This window comes from Enterococcus mundtii, from assembly GCF_013394305.1.
GTDB lineage: Bacteria > Bacillota > Bacilli > Lactobacillales > Enterococcaceae > Enterococcus_B > Enterococcus_B pernyi.
Map to the genome: position 1 here is coordinate 1,577,484 of NZ_AP019810.1, position 20,456 is coordinate 1,597,939.

At 39.7% G+C, this 20,456-nt stretch carries 19 protein-coding genes; 15 read left to right on the plus strand and 4 right to left on the minus strand.

The window, feature by feature from the left end; all coding sequences use genetic code 11:
* Positions 1–105 precede the first annotated feature (105 nt).
* Positions 106–444 carry a heavy metal-binding domain-containing protein gene (locus tag HZ311_RS07490; RefSeq protein WP_010734567.1) on the plus strand — a complete coding sequence of 113 codons (339 nt, stop codon included), beginning with the start codon at positions 106–108 and terminating at the stop codon, positions 442–444.
* 160 nt (positions 445–604) lie between these two features.
* On the opposite strand, the gene jag is transcribed toward HZ311_RS07490, so the two are convergent.
* The 4 genes from jag to rpmH form a co-directional block, all read right to left on the minus strand.
* Positions 605–1,348: an RNA-binding cell elongation regulator Jag/EloR gene (gene jag / locus HZ311_RS07495; protein WP_010734566.1), complete on the minus strand. Its 744-nt coding sequence runs from the start codon at positions 1,346–1,348 to the stop codon at positions 605–607.
* A 14-nt stretch (positions 1,349–1,362) separates the two neighbouring features.
* A complete protein-coding gene (locus HZ311_RS07500; protein WP_010734565.1) occupies positions 1,363–2,184 on the minus strand; it encodes a YidC/Oxa1 family membrane protein insertase in 822 nt (273 codons plus the stop codon).
* On the minus strand, positions 2,181–2,537 hold the full coding sequence (gene rnpA, locus HZ311_RS07505; RefSeq protein ID WP_010734564.1) for a ribonuclease P protein component: 357 nt from the start codon (positions 2,535–2,537) through the stop codon (positions 2,181–2,183). The genes HZ311_RS07500 and rnpA overlap by 4 nt, the downstream gene beginning before the upstream one ends.
* Positions 2,538–2,655: 118 nt before the next feature.
* On the minus strand, positions 2,656–2,790 hold the full coding sequence (gene rpmH, locus HZ311_RS07510) for a 50S ribosomal protein L34 (RefSeq protein WP_002293121.1): 135 nt from the start codon (positions 2,788–2,790) through the stop codon (positions 2,656–2,658).
* Between the two features lie 539 nt (positions 2,791–3,329).
* On the opposite strand from rpmH, the gene dnaA reads away from it, so the two are divergent.
* The 14 genes from dnaA to HZ311_RS07580 all read left to right on the plus strand — a co-directional run bounded on the left by dnaA (position 3,330) and on the right by HZ311_RS07580 (position 20,447).
* Complete coding sequence (gene dnaA, locus HZ311_RS07515) at positions 3,330–4,664, plus strand: chromosomal replication initiator protein DnaA (protein ID WP_023518857.1); 1,335 nt, start codon at positions 3,330–3,332, stop codon at positions 4,662–4,664.
* A gap of 197 nt (positions 4,665–4,861) precedes the next feature.
* Positions 4,862–5,992: a DNA polymerase III subunit beta gene (dnaN, locus tag HZ311_RS07520; protein ID WP_023518858.1), complete on the plus strand. Its 1,131-nt coding sequence runs from the start codon at positions 4,862–4,864 to the stop codon at positions 5,990–5,992.
* A gap of 207 nt (positions 5,993–6,199) precedes the next feature.
* Positions 6,200–6,442, plus strand: a complete 243-nt coding sequence (gene yaaA / locus HZ311_RS07525; protein WP_019723041.1) for a S4 domain-containing protein YaaA — start codon at positions 6,200–6,202, stop codon at positions 6,440–6,442.
* A complete protein-coding gene (gene recF, locus HZ311_RS07530; protein ID WP_178946563.1) occupies positions 6,429–7,544 on the plus strand; it encodes a DNA replication/repair protein RecF in 1,116 nt (371 codons plus the stop codon). The genes yaaA and recF overlap by 14 nt, the downstream gene beginning before the upstream one ends.
* A 6-nt stretch (positions 7,545–7,550) precedes the next feature.
* On the plus strand, positions 7,551–9,497 hold the full coding sequence (gene gyrB, locus HZ311_RS07535; RefSeq protein ID WP_010734559.1) for a DNA topoisomerase (ATP-hydrolyzing) subunit B: 1,947 nt from the start codon (positions 7,551–7,553) through the stop codon (positions 9,495–9,497).
* 19 nt (positions 9,498–9,516) lie between these two features.
* Positions 9,517–12,012, plus strand: a complete 2,496-nt coding sequence (gene gyrA / locus HZ311_RS07540) for a DNA gyrase subunit A (protein ID WP_023518859.1) — start codon at positions 9,517–9,519, stop codon at positions 12,010–12,012.
* A gap of 238 nt (positions 12,013–12,250) precedes the next feature.
* Positions 12,251–12,550, plus strand: a complete 300-nt coding sequence (rpsF, locus tag HZ311_RS07545; RefSeq protein ID WP_019723039.1) for a 30S ribosomal protein S6 — start codon at positions 12,251–12,253, stop codon at positions 12,548–12,550.
* A 47-nt stretch (positions 12,551–12,597) separates the two neighbouring features.
* Positions 12,598–13,119, plus strand: coding sequence for a single-stranded DNA-binding protein (ssb, locus tag HZ311_RS07550; RefSeq protein WP_010734556.1), 522 nt, complete (start codon positions 12,598–12,600; stop codon positions 13,117–13,119).
* Between the two features lie 25 nt (positions 13,120–13,144).
* Entirely contained in the window at positions 13,145–13,381 is a 237-nt protein-coding gene (gene rpsR, locus HZ311_RS07555) for a 30S ribosomal protein S18 (RefSeq protein ID WP_010734555.1), read from the plus strand.
* A 166-nt stretch (positions 13,382–13,547) separates the two neighbouring features.
* Positions 13,548–15,521, plus strand: a complete 1,974-nt coding sequence (locus HZ311_RS07560; RefSeq protein ID WP_010734554.1) for a DHH family phosphoesterase — start codon at positions 13,548–13,550, stop codon at positions 15,519–15,521.
* 5 nt (positions 15,522–15,526) lie between these two features.
* A complete protein-coding gene (gene rplI, locus HZ311_RS07565) occupies positions 15,527–15,979 on the plus strand; it encodes a 50S ribosomal protein L9 (RefSeq protein ID WP_010734553.1) in 453 nt (150 codons plus the stop codon).
* Between the two features lie 189 nt (positions 15,980–16,168).
* Entirely contained in the window at positions 16,169–17,536 is a 1,368-nt protein-coding gene (dnaB, locus tag HZ311_RS07570) for a replicative DNA helicase (protein ID WP_010734552.1), read from the plus strand.
* A gap of 375 nt (positions 17,537–17,911) precedes the next feature.
* The gene (locus tag HZ311_RS07575) at positions 17,912–19,204 is read left to right on the plus strand and encodes an adenylosuccinate synthase (RefSeq protein ID WP_023518860.1); all 1,293 of its coding nucleotides are present in this window, start codon (positions 17,912–17,914) and stop codon (positions 19,202–19,204) included.
* Positions 19,205–19,583: 379 nt separating this feature from the next.
* A complete protein-coding gene (locus HZ311_RS07580; protein WP_010734550.1) occupies positions 19,584–20,447 on the plus strand; it encodes a DegV family protein in 864 nt (287 codons plus the stop codon).
* Positions 20,448–20,456 lie beyond the last annotated feature (9 nt).

Sequence of the window (20,456 nt, forward strand, 5' to 3'; positions counted from 1 at the left end):
TAGAAGTAAATCTACTCTTATATCTTTATCTTTGTTCCAAAAAACGTTACACTTAAATGGTAACGGTATCTACATACTTTTTCTTTACCGAAAGGAGCAAAAATTATGGCCCAATTTAAGCCTAGTGCAGTAGACGGAGTAGATGATCCACGAATCAATGAAGTGGTGTTATCGACAGGGAATATCAATCAAAAATATATCGTCAGAGATATCGTATTTGTCGCAGAATGTATTGAAGGAGACTTATTCGACCCTACATTCAATAGTGATGACATGTTCTTGACAACAAAACAAAAATTAAAAAAGAAAGTGTTAGATTATGGCGCAAATGCAGTCATCAATTGTCACTTTGAATATCAACAAAAACCCCGAGATGGCAAACAGATCATCGAACTTTTTGCTTACGGTACCGTGATCCAATTTGTCCAAACAACGATTGGCTGATCACAAAAAAACGTGCAGAGCTTTCGCTCTGCACGTTTTTTCTACCAAAGTAAAGACTACCATCGTATACTCCGATAAGAATGATTTCTAATAAAATATACTTTGTTTGGAAAAGTTTGTCAATCTGATCGCAAGATTTTGGTTCTTCTCTTCGTAATCGCTATCTAGCTGGTTCGACAACTAAGTAACGATATGGTTCATCACCTTCTGAGTGGGTTTGTACTCCCTCATGTTTACTTAATGCCGCGTGGATTTGTTTGCGTTCAAACGCAGGCATCGGTTCTAAAAATACAGGATGTCCCGTACGCAAGACTTTTTCTGCGGTGCGCTCAGCTAAACGTTGGATGATCTCTTGTCGTTTTTCACGATAGTTGCCCACGTTTACCACGACAGAGAGTTTATTACCGGCTACTCGATGAATGAACACTTGCGCCAAATATTGCAAAGCATTTAACGTTTTTCCATGTTTGCCGATCAACAGACCTTGTTTATCCGTTTCTAAATGGAAGACGATCAAGTTCGCTTCTCGTGTCATTTTTACTACAGCTGGTGCATTTAGTTGCTGGGAGAGCTCAGTGAGATAGGTTGCTAATTCCGATAAAGCTGCTTCGTCACCTAATTCACTTTTTTCTTCAATCAAGTCCTCAGGTTCGATTTCACCCGTATCTTCTGTTTGAACAGATGTTTCTTCCAACACTTCTTCTACGGTTTCTTCGATCGTTTCAGAGACAACTTCGCTGATATTCGGTTCGATTGAAAGTTTGGCATTTCTTTTTCCCATTCCGAGAAATCCTTTTTTTCCTTCATCAAGTATCTCAATAGCGACTTGCTCTTTTGCTAGTCCTAACTCATTCAATCCAATTTCAACAGCTTCATCTACGGTTGCAGCTTCATAAATCGGCATTTGCATTCCCTCCCTTATTTTTTACGTTTTTTCTTAGGACTTTGTGCCTTACGCAAAGCACGTTCTTTTTCACGGATACGTTGTGCTTCTTCTTCACGCTCACGTTTGATTTTAAATGGATTATTGATCAATAGTGTTTGGAACACTTGGAAAGCATTTGATACTACCCAGTATAATGAAAGTCCACTGGCTAAATTGACCCCCATAACTAAGATCATCACTGGCATCGCAAAATTCATGACTTTCAATGAAGCGTTCGATTCCACTTGGCTCATGCTTGATAAATACGTACTTGCAAATGTAAAGATGGCAGCCAACACTGGTAAAATAAAGGTTGGGTCAGCGTTCCCTAAGTTCAACCATAAGAAGTGACCTTGACTCAACGCAGGAACACGAGAAATTGATTGCCATAAAGCCATTAAGATTGGCATTTGTACTAATAAAGGCAAACAACCTGCATATGGATTTACACCATTTTCAGCATATAACCGTTGTTGTGCTTCTCTTAACTTACTTTGTGTTTCAGGATCTTTTGAACTATATTCTTGTTGGATCGCTTTTAGTTTTGGTTGAAGTTCTTGGGTCTTACGCATACTTTTTGTTTGGAAATGCATTAATGGTAATAAAATTACGCGAATGATGATCGTGAATAAAATGATCCCGATCCCAACATTTCCAAATGACAATGCTTTAATCGCTTCTGCAAAATAATAAACAATGTAGCGATCCCAAATTCCTGTACTTTGTGCGCTGACTTCTCCAGTTCCACAACCGGATAAGACGATGATCAGACCGACAAGTCCGGCCATCAAAAGTAAACGTTTGTATTTCTTCACTTACTCTTTTCCTCTCTGTCGATTATTTTTGCAAGCTTTAAGACATGGACTAAGTTGGAGCGAATCTCATCGTAAGTCAGTCCTTTGATGCTTGGTCTAGCAATCACAATAAAATCTAATTCCGGCTCGATCTCTTCTTTCAATGAATAGATCGCCGCACGGATTTTTCGTTTTACTTCATTGCGACATACAGCGTTTCCGACTTTCTTACCTACAGATAAGCCAACACGAAAATGCGGTTGTTCCTTCTTTTCTAAACGGTACACGACAAACTTACGGTTAGCAAAGGAAGCGCCGGTTTGAAACACCGCTTGGAACTCTCGTTCTTTTTTCACTCGATACGCTTTTTTCATTCGTTTTCTTTCCTTTTCTATCTCTCACTTACGCTCCCAATCATACCATATTTCCTATAAGTCTTTCACCTTTTCCTCTAAAAAAGGGCATAAAAAAAACCACTGTAACCCCAGTGGTCTAAGCTGAAAGAACTTTTCTTCCTTTACGACGACGGCTAGCTAAAACACGACGTCCATTTTTAGTACTCATACGTTTACGGAATCCGTGAACTTTTTGACGTTTACGTTTATTTGGTTGGTATGTTCTTTTCATCTTGTTCCACCTCCAGAAATTCTTATCTACATGTACATGAATTAAACACAGACATACTTTGATAGTATAACGAGTACTTAGGTGATTTGTCAATATAAAAAAAAGCTTTTATTCGAAAATAATTCTCTCATTTTATCCACAACGGTATTTTTCGCGCTGTGTTTTCAATGTGGATAAAGTTATACACAGAAGTTTTCCACAGTAATTTACCCTTGGTTTTTACACAGAATAAACAGCTGAAAATAAGTAATCCACAATTTCATAATTTCCTGTGCATTAATTTCTGTAAGTACTGTCATTATTACTTTTTTTATCCACAACCCACTGGGTAAATCTCTAGTTTTGCACCACTTATCCACCTGTTGATTACTCTTGTGGATATCTTTTTTTCCTCCCTGTGTTTTTCTTCTTTTTTTTTCTTCTGGATAATGTGGATAATTGTTATAAAAAATTTTTTTCTTTTCTTTCTGTGGAAAACTTTTGTAAAAAATGCTAAATTAGTACTAGCTATTTACTTTTAATGAAGGAGGAGGCCTTGTATGGTATCCCTCGATGCTTTATGGACTGAATTAAAAACGACTTATCAAAAAGAACTGTCTCCAGCAAGTTACAATACTTGGATTGAGACAGCACAACCTAAATCCTTAGAACAAAGCCAATTAGTGGTGACTGTTCCAAGCAAGATCCATAAGGAATATTGGGAAAAAAATCTCGCAACAAAGATTGTTGAGGTCGGCTACATGTTAACGGGAAAAGAAATCATTCCACGTTTTGTAACCGGTGAAGAAGCGGAACAAGAAGAAGTAGAAGAAATCAAAACAATGAAAGTTCCCCCAATCACACCAATCAAAAAAGCGATGTTGAATCCTAAGTATACCTTCGATACATTTGTAATCGGAAAAGGTAACCAGATGGCTCATGCCGCTGCCTTGGTAGTTGCTGAAGATCCTGGTTCGATTTATAATCCATTGTTCTTCTATGGTGGTGTCGGACTTGGTAAGACTCACTTGATGCACGCAATTGGTCATCAAATGTTGTTAAGTCAGCCAAATGCGAAGGTCAAATATGTAAGCAGTGAGACGTTTGCCAATGATTTTATCAATTCGATCCAAAATAAAACGGCCGAAGAATTTCGCCAAGAATATCGAAATGTCGACTTACTATTAGTCGATGATATTCAATTTTTTGCTGAAAAAGAAGCAACTCAAGAAGAATTTTTCCATACCTTCAATGCGCTCTACAATGAAGGAAAACAAATCGTCCTGACGAGTGATCGTTTACCAAACGAAATCCCAAAATTGCAGGAACGTCTCGTTTCTCGCTTTGCTTGGGGACTTTCAGTAGATATCACGCCACCTGACCTTGAAACAAGAACAGCTATTTTGAGAAAAAAAGCCGCAGCAGAACGCCTAGAAATCCCTGATGATACCTTAAGTTATATTGCAGGACAAATCGATTCCAACATTCGTGAACTAGAAGGCGCTCTTGTACGTGTTCAAGCATTTGCTACGATGAACAGTGAAGATATATCAACTAGTTTAGCTGCTGATGCTTTAAAGACATTGAAATCTGGCAAAGGTCACCCGCAACTCTCGATTTTGCAGATCCAAGAAGAAGTTGCAAAGTATTACCATATTCAATTAAAGGATCTAAAAGGAAAGAAACGCGTCAAATCGATCGTTGTTCCTCGTCAAATCGCTATGTACTTGGCTCGGGAATTAACCGATAGCTCGCTTCCTAAAATCGGCGCTGAATTTGGTGGAAAAGATCATACAACTGTCATCCATGCGCACGAAAAAATCCAGCAGCTGATCGATTCAAGTGTCAGCATGCAAAATGAAGTATCAGAAATCAAAAATTTCCTATTAAACTAAAAAGATGCTTGATAGAAAGAAAAACGCCTTGTGGATAAAATTAGAAATCATTCAAAAGTTATGCACATATTTTCCACAGCTGTTTTTTCTTTTCTCTTCTAGCATTTTTATAGTTTTCCACAGTATCAACAGTACCTAATACTTTTATTACTTTATTTACTAATAATAAAATAAATATATGGCAAAGGAGATCTACAATGAAAGTAACCTTAAACCGCGCAACATTTATGCAAGAATTGCAAACTGTTCAGCGTGCGATTTCAAGTAAAACGACAATTCCTATTTTGACTGGGGTTAAAATCACCCTCAATCAAGAAGGACTGACTTTAACAGGTAGTAATGCAGATATTTCAATTGAGACATTTCTATCTGTTGAAAACGAAAAAGCGCAAATGCAAATTGAAACAACAGGAGCCATTGTTCTACAAGCTCGCTTCTTCAGTGAAATCATTCGTCGATTGCCCGAAGAAACCTTTACGCTAGAAGTGTTAGAAAACAAACAAGTGGCCATTACTTCAGGGAAAGCGAATTTCTTAGTGAATGGGTTAGATGCGGATAATTACCCTCATCTTCCTGTTGTAGAAAGTCACAACCAGATGAAATTGCCTGTACATGTATTGACCAAATTGATCAATGAAACAGTGTTTGCTGTTTCTCAACATGAAAGTCGCCCAATTCTTACAGGTGTTCATTTCATTTTGAAAGACAACTCGTTATTAGCAGTAGCAACTGACTCACATCGTTTGAGTCAACGAGTGATTCCGATCGAACAATCAGCTGATCAATTCGATATCGTGATTCCTGGAAAAAGTTTGACTGAATTATCACGTTCATTGACAAATGAAGAAGAAATCGTAGAAATCAGTATTATGGAAAACCAAGTATTGTTCAAAACTGAAAATATGTATTTTTATTCACGCTTGTTAGAAGGGAATTATCCCGATACGAATCGTTTGATTCCTTCAAGTTTCAATACCGAAGTTGAATTTTCTGTCCCAAGCTTTTTAGCAGCGATTGAGCGTGCCTCTTTGCTCTCACATGAAGGACGCAACAATATCGTTCGTTTGTCGATCCAGCCTGATTCTGTTGTTCTATACGGTAATTCTCCTGAAATTGGAAAAGTAGAAGAAAGCTTGAATTATACGACTAGCACCGGTGATCCGCTGGATATTTCCTTTAATCCGGACTATATGAAAGCTGCTTTGCGTGCATTTGGCGATATGAGTATCAAAGTAAAATTCATTTCTGCCATTCGTCCATTTACGTTAGAACCAACGGAAGATGGGGTACAATTCATTCAATTGATCACTCCAGTACGCACAAACTAAAATACTAATTGAAAATAAACTGAAAAATAAACCATTTTAAACAGAAGGCCCTAAAATCAATTTTAAGGCTTTCTGTTTCTTTTTGTTCAAATCACCTTTTTTCATTTAAATCCGCTCATATGGAAAAATATATGGATAAATTTGTTTTCTTGCGAAAAAAAGGGTATAATAAAGTATACTTTTAATAATGAAAATGAGGGATGAAGAGTGAAACAACAAGTCATTCTAAAAACTGAGTTTATGACGTTGGGTCAAATGCTGAAAGAAGTCACAGTCATCGGCAGTGGTGGACAAGCAAAATGGTATTTAGCAGAAAACACGGTTTTGGTTGATGGCGAGCCAGAAAATCGTCGTGGACGAAAGCTTTATCCCGGTATGATGATCGAAGTTCCAGAAGCAGGAACTTTTTTTATGGTAAAAAAAGGGAATAACGATAATGAGGCTGAATAAGCTGCACCTCAAAAATTATCGAAACTATCAAGAATTGCAAATTGATTTTTCCAAAAACCTCGTGATTTTTTTAGGAGAAAATGCCCAAGGAAAAACGAATCTTTTGGAAAGTATTTATGTGCTTGCAATGACAAGAAGTCATCGTACAAATAGTGAACAAGAGTTGATTGGATGGAACGATGAGCAGTCGATGATCCAAGGGGAGATCACAAGAGGAACCTCTAAGATCCCGTTAGAGATCCAACTGTCTAAAAAAGGACGAAAAACAAAGATCAATCATATCGAACAAAAGAAGTTGAGTAGTTATGTTGGACAATTGAATGTCATTTTATTTGCTCCTGAAGATCTTTCTTTAGTGAAAGGAAGCCCACAGATCCGACGCAAATTTTTAGATATGGAATTAGGTCAGATCAATCCAATCTATCTTTACGATCTTGTCCAATATCAAGCAATCCTAAAGCAGAGAAATCAATATTTGAAGCAATTGAATGAGAAAAAACAAACGGATTTACTTTATCTTGATATTTTATCTGAACAACTAGCAGAATTTGGTAGCAAAGTACTAAAGGCAAGAGCGCAGTTTATCAAGCGTTTAGAATATTGGGCAAATTCTTTACATCAACAAATCACGCATCAAAGAGAACAGTTGGCAATCGAATATGTGACCGCCCTCTCTTCTTTAGACACTATGACAGTTCAAGAGATCCAGTCACAATTTTTAACGTTGCTCGAACAAAACAAAAAGAAAGATCTCTTTCGAGGGACAACGACTGTGGGTCCCCATCGAGATGACCTTTCTTTTTTTGTCAATGAAAAAAACGTGCAAAATTTTGGTTCTCAAGGTCAACAGCGAACAACGGCATTAAGTGTCAAATTAGCAGAAATCGATTTGATCAAAGAAGAAACAGGCGAGTATCCGATCCTATTACTGGATGATGTAATGAGTGAGTTAGACGACCAACGTCAACTCCATTTACTTGAAACGATTGAAGGGAAAGTACAGACATTCTTAGCTACTACCTCCCTGGATCACGTTAAAAATAAAATGACTGTTGAACCTGAGATTTTTTATGTTCAGCAGGGAGAAATAAAAGGAGAATAAACATACATGACAGAAGAAAGAAGTTTAGTCGAGCGCGCAAAAGAATATGATGCCAGTCAGATTCAAGTGCTTGAAGGTCTTGAAGCCGTTCGGAAACGTCCGGGGATGTACATTGGTTCAACAAGTTCAGAAGGACTTCACCACTTAGTATGGGAAATCGTCGATAATTCGATCGATGAAGTCTTGGCAGGATTTGCGACAAAGATCCAAGTCATCATTGAGGAAGACAACAGTATCACTGTCATCGATGATGGTCGTGGGATTCCGGTCGATATCCAAGCGAAGACCGGTCGTCCAGCTGTAGAAACAGTGTTTACTGTCTTGCATGCGGGTGGTAAATTTGGCGGAGGCGGCTACAAAGTATCCGGTGGTCTTCATGGGGTTGGTTCGTCCGTTGTGAATGCACTATCGACACTATTAGATGTCAAAGTGTACAAAGATGGCAAGATCTATTACCAAGAATATCGTCGTGGGGCGGTAGTCGATGATTTGAAAGTCATCGGTGACACTGATTTAAGTGGAACGACCGTTCACTTCATCCCAGACCCAGAAATTTTTACAGAAACGACAACTTTCGACTTTAATAAATTGGCGACTCGTATTCGTGAGCTGGCTTTCTTGAATCGTGGGATGAAAATCTCAATTGAAGATCGTCGCGAAGAAAAGCCTGTCGTGAAAGAATACCATTATGACGGTGGAATCAAAAGCTACGTCGAATATTTAAATGCGAGCAAAACAGTGATTTTCCCAGAACCTGTTTATTTAGAAGGGGAGCAACAAGAAATCACTGTCGAAGTTTCGATGCAATATACAGACGGTTATCATTCCAATATCATGAGCTTTGCCAACAATATCCATACGTACGAAGGCGGAACACATGAATCAGGATTTAAGACAGCTTTGACACGGGTCATCAATGATTATGCACGTAAGCAAAAATTGATGAAAGAAAATGATGATAATTTAACAGGTGAAGATGTGCGTGAAGGATTGACAGCAGTCATTTCGATCAAGCATCCAGATCCTCAGTTTGAAGGACAAACGAAAACAAAATTAGGAAACTCAGAAGTACGTACGGTCACTGATCGTTTGTTCAGTGAGCATTTCATGAAATTCTTATTGGAAAACCCAAGTGTGGGCCGTCAGATCGTCGAAAAAGGACTACTTGCCTCTAGAGCCCGCTTAGCGGCTAAACGCGCGCGTGAAGTGACGCGGAGAAAAGGAGCATTGGAAATCAGTAATCTACCTGGTAAATTAGCCGATTGTTCCAGCAATGATCCTGAAAAAAGTGAATTGTTCATCGTCGAAGGAGATTCAGCCGGTGGTTCAGCAAAGCAAGGACGAAGCCGTGAATTTCAAGCGATTTTACCGATCCGCGGGAAAATCTTGAACGTTGAAAAAGCAAGTATGGATAAAATTTTAGCCAACGAAGAAATTCGCTCACTGTTTACAGCGATGGGTACAGGATTTGGTGAAGATTTCGACGTGTCCAAAGCACGTTACCATAAATTAGTCATCATGACCGATGCCGATGTCGATGGTGCCCACATTCGTACGTTGCTATTGACGCTCTTTTATCGTTATATGCGCCCAATCGTGGAAGCCGGCTATGTTTATATCGCGCAACCACCGCTATATGGCGTTAAACAAGGAAAGAAAATCACATATGTCCAACCAGGGAAAAATGCCGAAGAAGAGTTGAGAAAAGTCATCGAATCACTACCAGCAACACCAAAACCAAGTGTTCAACGATACAAAGGGCTTGGTGAGATGGATGATCATCAACTATGGGAAACGACGATGGACCCAAGCAAACGTATGATGGCTCGTGTCAGTGTAGATGATGCGATTGCTGCCGATGAAGTATTTGAAATGTTGATGGGCGATCGAGTGGAACCTCGTCGTGCATTCATTGAAGAAAATGCTCACTATGTTAAAAATCTAGATATTTAATCATGAAGGAGGAAGAAAAATGAGTGAAGAAATCAGAGAAAACATCCATGATGTCAATCTAACTAGCGAAATGAAAGACTCCTTCATAGATTACGCCATGAGTGTCATTGTCGCTCGGGCTCTACCAGATGTTAGAGATGGATTAAAACCAGTTCACCGCCGTATTTTATATGGGATGAATGAACTAGGTGTCACACCAGACAAAGCACACAAGAAATCAGCCAGAATCGTGGGGGACGTCATGGGTAAATACCATCCCCATGGTGACAGTGCGATCTATGAATCAATGGTTCGGATGGCGCAGCCTTTTAGCTATCGCTACATGTTAGTAGATGGTCATGGAAACTTTGGGTCAGTTGATGGAGATGGCGCAGCTGCGATGCGTTATACTGAAGCCAGAATGAGTAAGATCGCGACAGAAATGTTACGTGATATCAATAAAAATACGGTCGATTTCCAAAGCAACTATGATGATACGGAAAAAGAACCAGTTGTCTTACCGGCACGTTTTCCTAACTTGCTAGTCAATGGTACGACAGGGATCGCAGTCGGAATGGCGACGAATATTCCCCCACATAATCTGACAGAAGTTGTAGCAGCGATTGATCTATTGATGGAAAATCCAGATGTGACAACCAATGAATTGATGGAAGTCTTACCTGGGCCTGATTTTCCTACCGGCGGATTAGTCATGGGGAAATCCGGCATTCGTCGAGCGTATGAAACAGGAAAAGGTTCAATCACTGTTCGAGCAAAAGTAGAAATCACGGAAATGCCAAATGGAAAAGAGCGGATCTTAGTCACTGAATTGCCATATATGGTCAATAAAGCGAAATTGATTGAGCGAATTTCAGAATTGCACCGTGACAAACGAATTGAAGGGATCACAGATCTAAGAGATGAATCTTCTCGTGAAGGAATGCGTATCGTGATCGATGTGCGTCGTGACGCGAGTGCCTCTGTCATTTTGAACAATCTCTACAAATTGACATCCTTACAAAACTCATTTGGTTTCAATATGTTAGCAATCGAAAAAGGCGTACCGAAAGTTCTAAGCTTGAAGCAGATCCTTGAAAATTATATTGAACACCAACGCGAAGTTATTACACGTCGTACGGTCTTTGAAAAAGATAAAGCAGAAGCAAGAGCACATATCTTAGAAGGACTACGAATCGCCTTAGATCATATTGATGAAATCATCGCGATCATTCGTGGGTCCAAATCAGATGAAGAAGCGAAAAACGCGATGATCGAGCGCTTCGATCTTTCTGACCGTCAATCGCAAGCAATCTTAGATATGCGTTTACGCCGTTTGACTGGTTTGGAAAGAGAAAAAATCGAAAATGAATACCAAGAATTATTGAAACTCATTGAAGATTTAGCTGATATTCTTGCTCGCCCTGAACGAGTAACAGAAATCATTCAAACCGAACTTGCTGAATTGAGTCAACGATTTGGCGACAAACGTCGTACAGAATTACTGGTCGGTGAAGTCTTGAGTTTAGAAGACGAAGATTTAATCGAAGAAGAAGAAATCGTGATCACATTGACGAATAATGGCTATATCAAACGTTTAGCCAACAACGAATTCCGCGCACAACGTCGTGGAGGTCGAGGCATCCAAGGAATGGGTGTTCATAACGATGATTTCGTGAAAAATCTTGTTTCTTGCTCCACACATGATACATTGCTGTTCTTTACTAATAACGGAAAAGTGTATCGTGCGAAAGGATACGAGATCCCAGAGTACGGACGTACAGCAAAAGGGATTCCGATCATCAACTTACTGGGCATTGATTCAAGTGAGAAGATCCAAGCCATCATCGCAGTAACTGGTGAAGCAGAGGAAGGGCATTACTTGTTCTTTACTACACGCCAAGGAACAGTCAAACGTACGACTGTCACTGCTTTTGCCAATATCCGTAGCAATGGGTTGATTGCGATTGGTTTGAAAGAAAATGATGAATTGGTCAACGTCTTATTGACTGATGGCCAATCAAACATCATCATTGGTACACACGATGGCTATTCTGTGACTTTTGCAGAAGATGCCGTTCGTGATATGGGACGTACAGCCTCTGGGGTTCGTGGGGTTCGTTTGAGAGAAGACGATTACGTCGTTGGAGCAGCCTTGATGAATGAGGATCATGAAGTCTTGATCATCACAGAAAAAGGTTATGGAAAACGTACCAAGGTTTCTGAGTACCCTGTCAAAGGACGTGGGGGTAAAGGGATCAAAACTGCGAATATCACTGAGAAAAATGGTCCATTAGCTGGATTGACGACGGTGACAGGCGAAGAAGATATTATGTTGATCACAGACAAAGGTGTCATCATCCGCTTCAACGTTTCAACGGTTTCTCAGACAGGTCGGGCAACGCTAGGCGTGCGCTTGATCAAGATGGAAGCAGAAACGAAAGTGGTGACCATGGCAGCAGTAGAACCAGAACCTGCGGAAGAAACGACTGTCGAAGCAGAGACAGTTGATGTGGAAACAGATCATACAGAAGAATAGAAATAGGCGTAAAGCAAAAGTGAACGTCTAAAATCAAAACTCCCAAGAATAGGTAAAACTATCTTTGGGAGTTTTTGGTCGTCTCAAAAGAAAAAATTTGGAAAACAAAGAACAGCAGCTTGCTTTTTTAGTGCATTGCGTGTATAATTGAGGATTGTGAGTAGTCTAATTTATTAGAAAACTCTCCTTGCTCTTGGGAAAGCTGAGAGCCGAAAGTCCATAGGGAGGTGAAAAATCAATGGAAAACACGAAATATGAAATCATGTATATTATTCGTCCAAACATTGATGAAGAAGCAAAAACTGCTTTAATCGAACGTTTCGATTCAATCTTGAAAGATAACGGAGCTGAAGTTATCGAATCAAAAGATTGGGAAAAACGCCGTTTAGCATACGAAATGAACGGTTACCGTGAAGGTATCTATCACATCGTTAAAGTATCTTCTCCATCATCAGCAGATGCAATCAACGAGTTTGATCGTCTTGCTAAAATCAATGACGATATCGTTCGTCACATGATCGTAAAAGAAGAAGCTTAATTATTGTTTCACATGGAACAATCAAACGATGAGAGGAGATGACCATTTTGATTAATAACGTTGTACTAGTTGGACGTCTGACAAAAGATCCAGATTTACGATATACATCAAGTGGCACTGCTGTAGCAACGTTCACTTTAGCTGTCAATCGTAACTTCACGAGCCAAAACGGCAACCGTGAGGCGGATTTTATTAATTGTGTGATTTGGCGAAAATCAGCAGAAACACTAGCAAACTATGCACATAAAGGAACACTTTTAGGTGTAACTGGTCGTATTCAAACGCGTTCTTATGATAATCAACAAGGACAACGTGTGTACGTAACAGAAGTAGTTGCTGAAAACTTCCAATTATTGGAAAGTCGTGCAGCATCTGAAAACCGTCAACAAAGCGGTGGCTACCAAGACACTGGTCAATCGACAAATAATTTTGGCGGAAACGGCGGAAACAATAACTATAATCAAACATCTCAATCATCCAACGGTATGCCTGATTTTGATCGTGATTCTTCTGATCCATTCGGATCAAGCTCAACGATCGACATTTCAGACGATGATTTACCATTCTAAACGAATTTGATAGGAGGGAAATAGAATGGCACAACAAAGAAGAGGCGGACGTAAACGTCGTAAAGTAGACTACATCGCTGCTAACCATATTGAATATATCGATTATAAAGATATCGAATTACTAAAAAGATTTATCTCAGAACGTGGTAAAATTTTGCCACGTCGTGTAACAGGTACAGGCGCTAAAAACCAACGTAAAATTACGATTGCAATCAAACGCGCACGTATCATGGGATTACTACCATTCGTTGGCGAAGAATAATTCGCTTTAGGAATGATTCTGTAGGAATACCCAATCGTTTCAAACCATTACAGAGGAAGTTATGACTACTGTCGTGACTTCCTCTTTTTGTTCCATTTAGGTGTTTAGTCGCTTACATGACATGAGTTATGGTAAAATTAGGCTAATCAGTTACGGGAGGAAAGACATGGATAAAGAAAAAATAAAAGTAAGCCCGAGCCCTCTGCTCATTCTTTTATTGATCCTTGCAGAAGTTTTGGTTGTATTATTGATGCCATTTCGCTTGATCAGTGCGTTGTTCATCCTGATCGTGAATCTATTTTGTATTCGTTATGGTTTAAAGATGAAACGGTGGTTGACTCTAAGGAATCGTGATAAGATCCAACAAGCTTCCACAGTTGCGGAATCCAATTTGAATTATGTTTCTGAAATCATGCCAGTCGGAATCATCTCTTACCAACCAGCGACACAAACCATTGATTGGCTGAATCCTTTCGCATTGAATGTGAAAGACCAAAGCTCTTTATTGGAAGCAGACTTGTTAGAAACTTTTTTTTCAGCAAAAGAAAAAAAGAAAAATCAAGTCTATTTAGCTGACAAAACGTTTCAATTTGAATTGGATACGGTGAAAGGGGTCGTTTATTTTATTGACGTGACCCAGAACCAACTACTGAAGATCCATCAAGTGAATAGCCAGCCAATCATCGGGATTCTTTCAATCGATAACTATGCAGATACGGTCGATAAATTGGATGAAAAAGAAGTTTCTTATTTGAACTCCTTCATTACGACACTGATTTCTGACTGGATGAATGAATATCATGTGTTTTTTAAACGAATCAATTCAGAGCGCTTTTTCTTTTTTGGACAGATGAGTGACTTAAAGAAAATGATGGATAAGAAATTTGATCTCTTAGATCGCTTACGAGCAGAAGCTGAAAGACAAAACCATCCGTTGACCCTTAGTATGGGAATTGCCTATGGACAACAAACACTAGAAGAAATCGGTAGCGAAGCTCAAAATAACTTAGATATCGCTTTGGTTCGTGGTGGGGATCAGGTCGTGGTGAAAGAAGTTCGTGAAGGAGCGAAACCTACTTACTATGGTGGGAAATCAGCAACGACCATCAAACGTACGCGCGTTCGTTCACGGGCGATGAGTACTGCTTTACGCAAAATTTTTGATGAAACAGGCGATGTATTTATTATGGGGCATCGCTTCCCTGATATGGACGCTATCGGTTCAGCCGTTGGAGTCAGTTGTCTGGCGCGCTTCAATCAGAAAAAAGCCTATATCGTCATCGATGAAAAAGAAATCATTCCAGATGTGGAACGCTGTTTAACAGAAATCCATAAAGAACCAGAGTTGGAGATGCAATTGATTACGCCAGAACGCGCAATGGAGCTTAAGAAAGACAAGGATCTACTCGTAATGGTCGATTACCATAAACCATCGCTATCGATCTCTCAGAGCCTTTACGAGCAATTTGATAAGATCGTGATCATTGACCATCATCGTCGAGGCGAAGAGTTTCCAAGCAAACCGCTCTTAACGTATATTGAATCTTCTGCGTCTTCTGCCTCTGAATTAGTCACAGAATTAATCCAATACCAAAGTAGCCGAACCAATCGGATCAGCCGTTTAGAGGCGACGTTGTTGTTAGCTGGCATGACCGTTGATACGAATAACTTCAATGTGCGAACGACAGCACGTACGTTTGATGTTGCAAGCTATTTAAAGACTTGTAGTGCGGACGCATCCTTAGTACAATATTTATTGAGCTCTGATTTAGCCACTTATTTAGAAATCAGCCACTTGATCGCCCACAATGAACAAGTGACGGAGGATATTGTGGTGGCAGCAGGGACGGATGAAAAAGAGTATAATAGTGTTATCGCAGCAAAAACAGCAGATACGTTGCTCTCAATGGTCAATATCAATGGCGCTTTCGTCATTACGAAACGGACGGATGGCTTAGTTGGTATCAGTGCCCGCAGCACAGGAACGATCAATGTCCAATTGATCATGGAATCCTTAGGCGGTGGCGGACATTTCACCAATGCGGCAACACAACTGGAAAATGTGACTGTAGAAGAAGCAAAACAACAACTGCTCGCTGCTATCCAAGAAAATATGAATCAATTATATAAAAAGGAGTAGATGAGATGAAAGTCATTTTCTTACAAGATGTTAAAGGCAAAGGCAAAAAAGGCGATGTCAAGGAAGTTCCTACAGGCTATGCGCAAAATTATTTGATCAAAAACAATCTGGCAAAAGAAGCAAATAAAAGCAGCATCAGTCAGTTAGAAGGACAGAAAAAAGCCCAAGAAAAACAAGAAGCAGAAATTCTTGAAGAAGCCAAAAAATTAAAAGAATTTCTTGAAAAAGAAGAAACAGTCGTGGAATTAAAAGCCAAAGCAGGAGAAGATAGCCGTTTATTTGGCTCGATCCCATCGAAACAAATCGCTGAAGGCTTGAATAAGCAATACAAAGTAAAATTAGACAAACGTAAAATTGAGTTGAACAACCCAATTCGTACGTTAGGCTATACCAACGTACCTGTGAAACTACACCATGAAGTAACTGCAACGATCAAGGTACACGTTGTCTCTGAATAAACGAAAAGAACATGTGACGAAATCACTTCGATAAATCAGCCGCAGAGGACAAAAATCGCTTTCGATTATTTTTGACTTTTGCGGCCTATTTTCGAAGGAAGAGCTTTTGGAACAGATGTTCATTTTAGGGATGACTTTTCTGCCATTTTCTTGTAAAATGAAGCAATTGAAAGCAAGGAGCGATAGAATATGAGTGAAGTGTGGCAGGATCGAATTCCACCGCAAAATATTGAAGCTGAACAAGCGGTTCTAGGTTCTGTTTTTCTAGACGCTGAAACGATCATCGATGCCATGGAGTACATAGAACCGAAAGATTTTTATCGTCGGGGACATCAAATCATTTTTGAAATCATGATCGAATTGAATGACCGTAGTGAAGCGATTGATGTCGTGACCGTCAAAGATCGTTTGGAGCAACGAAATCTCTTGGAAGATGCTGGTGGAGTCAGTTACTTATCTGATTTAGCTTTAGCTGTACCAACGGCAGCGAACATTGTCTACTACGCAAAAATCGTGGAAGAAAAATCATTGCTCCGTAATTTGATCCAAACAGCAACAGGGATCGTGACTAGAGGATTTGAACAAGGAGAAGAAGTCCAATCCATCTTAGATGATGCGGAACGTAGCATCCTTGAAGTATCAGAAAAACGTAACCGTAGCGGGTTCTTATCTATTGCGGAAGTCTTGAATTCTACGATTGAAAATATTGACCAACTCGCGCAAAACAATGAAGAGATCACAGGTTTGCCAACTGGTTACCAAGGATTAGATAAAATGACTGCTGGCTTCCAAGCAGAAGAGCTGATTATTTTGGCTGCACGTCCGGCAGTAGGGAAAACAGCCTTTGCCTTGAATATTGCCCAAAATGTTGGTACAAAAACGGATCGTTCTGTAGCGATCTTCAGTCTAGAGATGGGGGCAGAATCACTGGTCAACCGGATGCTTTGTGCGGAAGGTTCGATTGAAGCGAGTCACTTACGTACGGGACAGCTGTCCGAAGAAGAATGGTCCAATTTGATTGTTGCGATGGGTAGTTTATCGAAAGCAAATATCTTTATTGATGATACACCAGGGATCAAAATCTCTGAGATACGAGCAAAATGTCGGAAACTTGCACAAGAAAAAGGAAATCTAGGCTTGATACTCATCGATTACTTGCAGTTGATCGAAGGAAATGGGAAAGAAAACCGTCAACAAGAAGTATCCGATATCTCACGTCAATTGAAAAAACTAGCGAAAGAATTAAAAGTTCCCGTCATTGCTCTTTCCCAGCTTTCTCGTGGAGTGGAACAACGCCAAGATAAACGACCTGTCTTAAGTGATATCCGTGAGTCTGGTTCGATTGAGCAGGATGCGGATATCGTGGCATTCTTATATCGTGATGATTACTACGAACGTGAAGGTGGCGAAGATGGTGATGCGCCAGAACCACAAAACGATAATGTGATCGAAGTCATCATTGAAAAAAACCGGAGTGGAGCAAGGGGAACGGTCGAATTGCTCTTTATCAAAGAATACAATAAATTTTCCTCGCTTTCTCCGCGAGAAGAATATTAGGACGAATAAATCTGAATAAATCAAACATCGAGGTCGGGACAGAAGTGTTTAGCCTCGAGAAATAAGGTGCCAGCCACGAAAATTGTTCTTCAAATTTTTGTGGCTGGCGCTTTATTTTTCAAAGAGGTTATTTCTATTCCCACCGTTTATTCGATTTTTGGTGGTGCGAGAGGACGAATGTCCGAAGATGGTTTTTCAAACTCAGTCAGGTCAGGCGCCTACTTGTTAGTAACCAATGGAACATAGAAAATTATAATGTTCGCTTTTTAAACGTTTTCTCTAAAATATATTAAATATCATTCGATTTTAGTTGAATAAAGTTTGAAGTATTGTTACAATAATTCAGGATTAAATAATATTAAATGAGGTGTTCAAATGTCATCTGTAGTAGTAGTGGGTACACAATGGGGCGACGAAGGGAAAGGAAAAATTACTGACTTTCTTAGTGAAAATGCTGAAGTGATCGCACGGTACCAAGGTGGCGACAATGCGGGACACACAATTAAATTCGATGGTGTTACGTATAAACTGCACTTGATTCCTTCGGGGATTTTTTACAAAGATAAAATCAGCGTGATCGGGAATGGTGTAGTAGTCAATCCGAAATCTTTAGTCAAAGAATTGGCTTATTTACATGAAAAAAATGTGACGACAGATAATTTACGTATTTCTGATCGTGCGCATGTGATTTTACCGTATCATATCAAATTAGACCAATTGCAAGAAGATGCAAAAGGAGAAAATAAAATCGGTACGACCATCAAAGGGATTGGCCCTGCTTATATGGACAAAGCCGCTCGTGTCGGTATCCGTGTAGCCGATTTATTAGATAAAGAAATTTTTGAAGAGCGTTTACGAGTGAATCTAGACGATAAAAACCGTCAATTTGTGAAAATGTTCGATTCAGAGCCAATTGAATTTGAAGAAATCTTTGAAGAATACTACGAATATGGACAACAAATCAAACAATACGTGACGGATACATCAGTTATCTTAAATGATGCGTTAGATTCAGGAAAACGTGTTTTATTTGAAGGCGCACAAGGTGTGATGTTGGATATCGATCAAGGAACGTATCCGTTTGTTACCTCATCAAATCCAGTGGCTGGTGGTGTGACGATCGGTAGTGGTGTCGGACCTTCAAAAATCAATAAAGTGGTCGGTGTATGTAAAGCTTACACTTCACGTGTGGGAGATGGCCCATTCCCTACTGAATTGTTTGATGAAACAGGTCAACAAATTCGTGAAGTCGGTCGCGAATATGGTACAACGACTGGACGTCCACGTCGTGTCGGCTGGTTTGATACAGTCGTGATGCGTCACTCAAAACGTGTGTCAGGTATCACGAATCTATCATTGAATTCGATCGATGTCTTGAGCGGTTTGGAAACAGTGAAAATCTGTACAGCATACGAATTAGACGGTGAACGAATCTATCATTATCCAGCGAGTTTGAAAGAATTGAACCGTTGCAAACCAATCTACGAAGAATTGCCAGGTTGGTCAGAAGACATTACTGCTTGTCGCACACTAGCTGAATTACCAGAAAATGCTCGTAACTATGTAAGACGTATCTCAGAGCTTGTAGGCGTGCGTATTTCAACATTTTCAGTAGGTCCTGACCGAAACCAAACAAATATCTTAGAAAGCGTGTGGGCGCAAATCTAAGCCTTTCAGTGATGATTCGCTAACAGGAACATTCTTTAAGAATGAGTGGACCACTGAAATCACGAGAAATAAATGAAATCGGGACAGAAGTGTTTAGCCTCGAGAAATACGGCGACAACCACGAAAATTGTTTTTCTAATTTTTGTGGTTGTCGCTTTATTTCCCAAGAGATTACTCCTCTTGCCATTATTTATCGGTTTTAGAGCGACACACAAAAATGAATGTGACTTTTGTTTTAGACTGATCGTATTCATTTAAGCGTTCGCTTGATTGGCTTGTACCAAGTACAACGAATATAAGAGCTGAAGTTATTTAAAATTAAAGGAGTTTGCTATAATAGACTGCGATGAAAAGTGGAGAAAAAAAGGAGTTGGAACGAATGTATCAAATAGTCACAGATTCATGTTGCGATCTGCCCTATCAAGTGTTGGCAAATGCAAATGTTGATTTTTTATCCATGGAGATCCAGATTGGTGAGGAAATACGAATCGATGATCTGGGAAAAACATTTGATTATGAAGGGTACATCCAACAGTTACGTGAAGGAGCAATGCCTACGACCTCACAAATCAATGTGGGTCGCTATTTGGAGTTCTTCCGTAGCTATGTGGAGAAAGGTATCCCAGTCTTGTACGTTGCTTTTTCGAGTGGCATGAGTGGTTCTTACAGCAGTGCCTTACAAGCAGTCGAATTATTGAAAGAAACCTATGAGGACCCGCAAGTTCATGTGTTTGATACGAAAGCCGCAAGTATCGGGGAAGGACTACTTGTATTAGAAGCTGTTCGTTTGAAAGAATCGGGTTATTCTTTGGAAGAAACATTGGCTTGGTTACAAAATAATTACCTCAAAGTTCATTCTTGGGTAACCGTTGATGATTTAAAACATTTAGAACGTGGAGGACGCATCTCTAAAGCAAGTGCTGCTATTGGTAGTCTGTTAAGCGTGAAGCCGATCATTACCGTTGAACCAAGTGGTCATTTGAAGAATGTCGATAAAGTGCGTGGTAGAAACAAATCCATTCAGAAAATCGTGGAGGAAACGGTCAAAACGATCGTAGCTCCATTGGAACAAACGGTGTATATCGCTTATGCCGGAGACCTAGAAAGTGCTGAGAAAGCCAAAAAATTATTAGAAGAAAATATCAAAACAAAAGAAATCAAACTCTATCCCTTAGGACCAACGATCGCCAGTCATACAGGCTATGGGTGTATCGCCATCTTTTCAATGGGTGTGAGTCGATAAAAAAGAAAA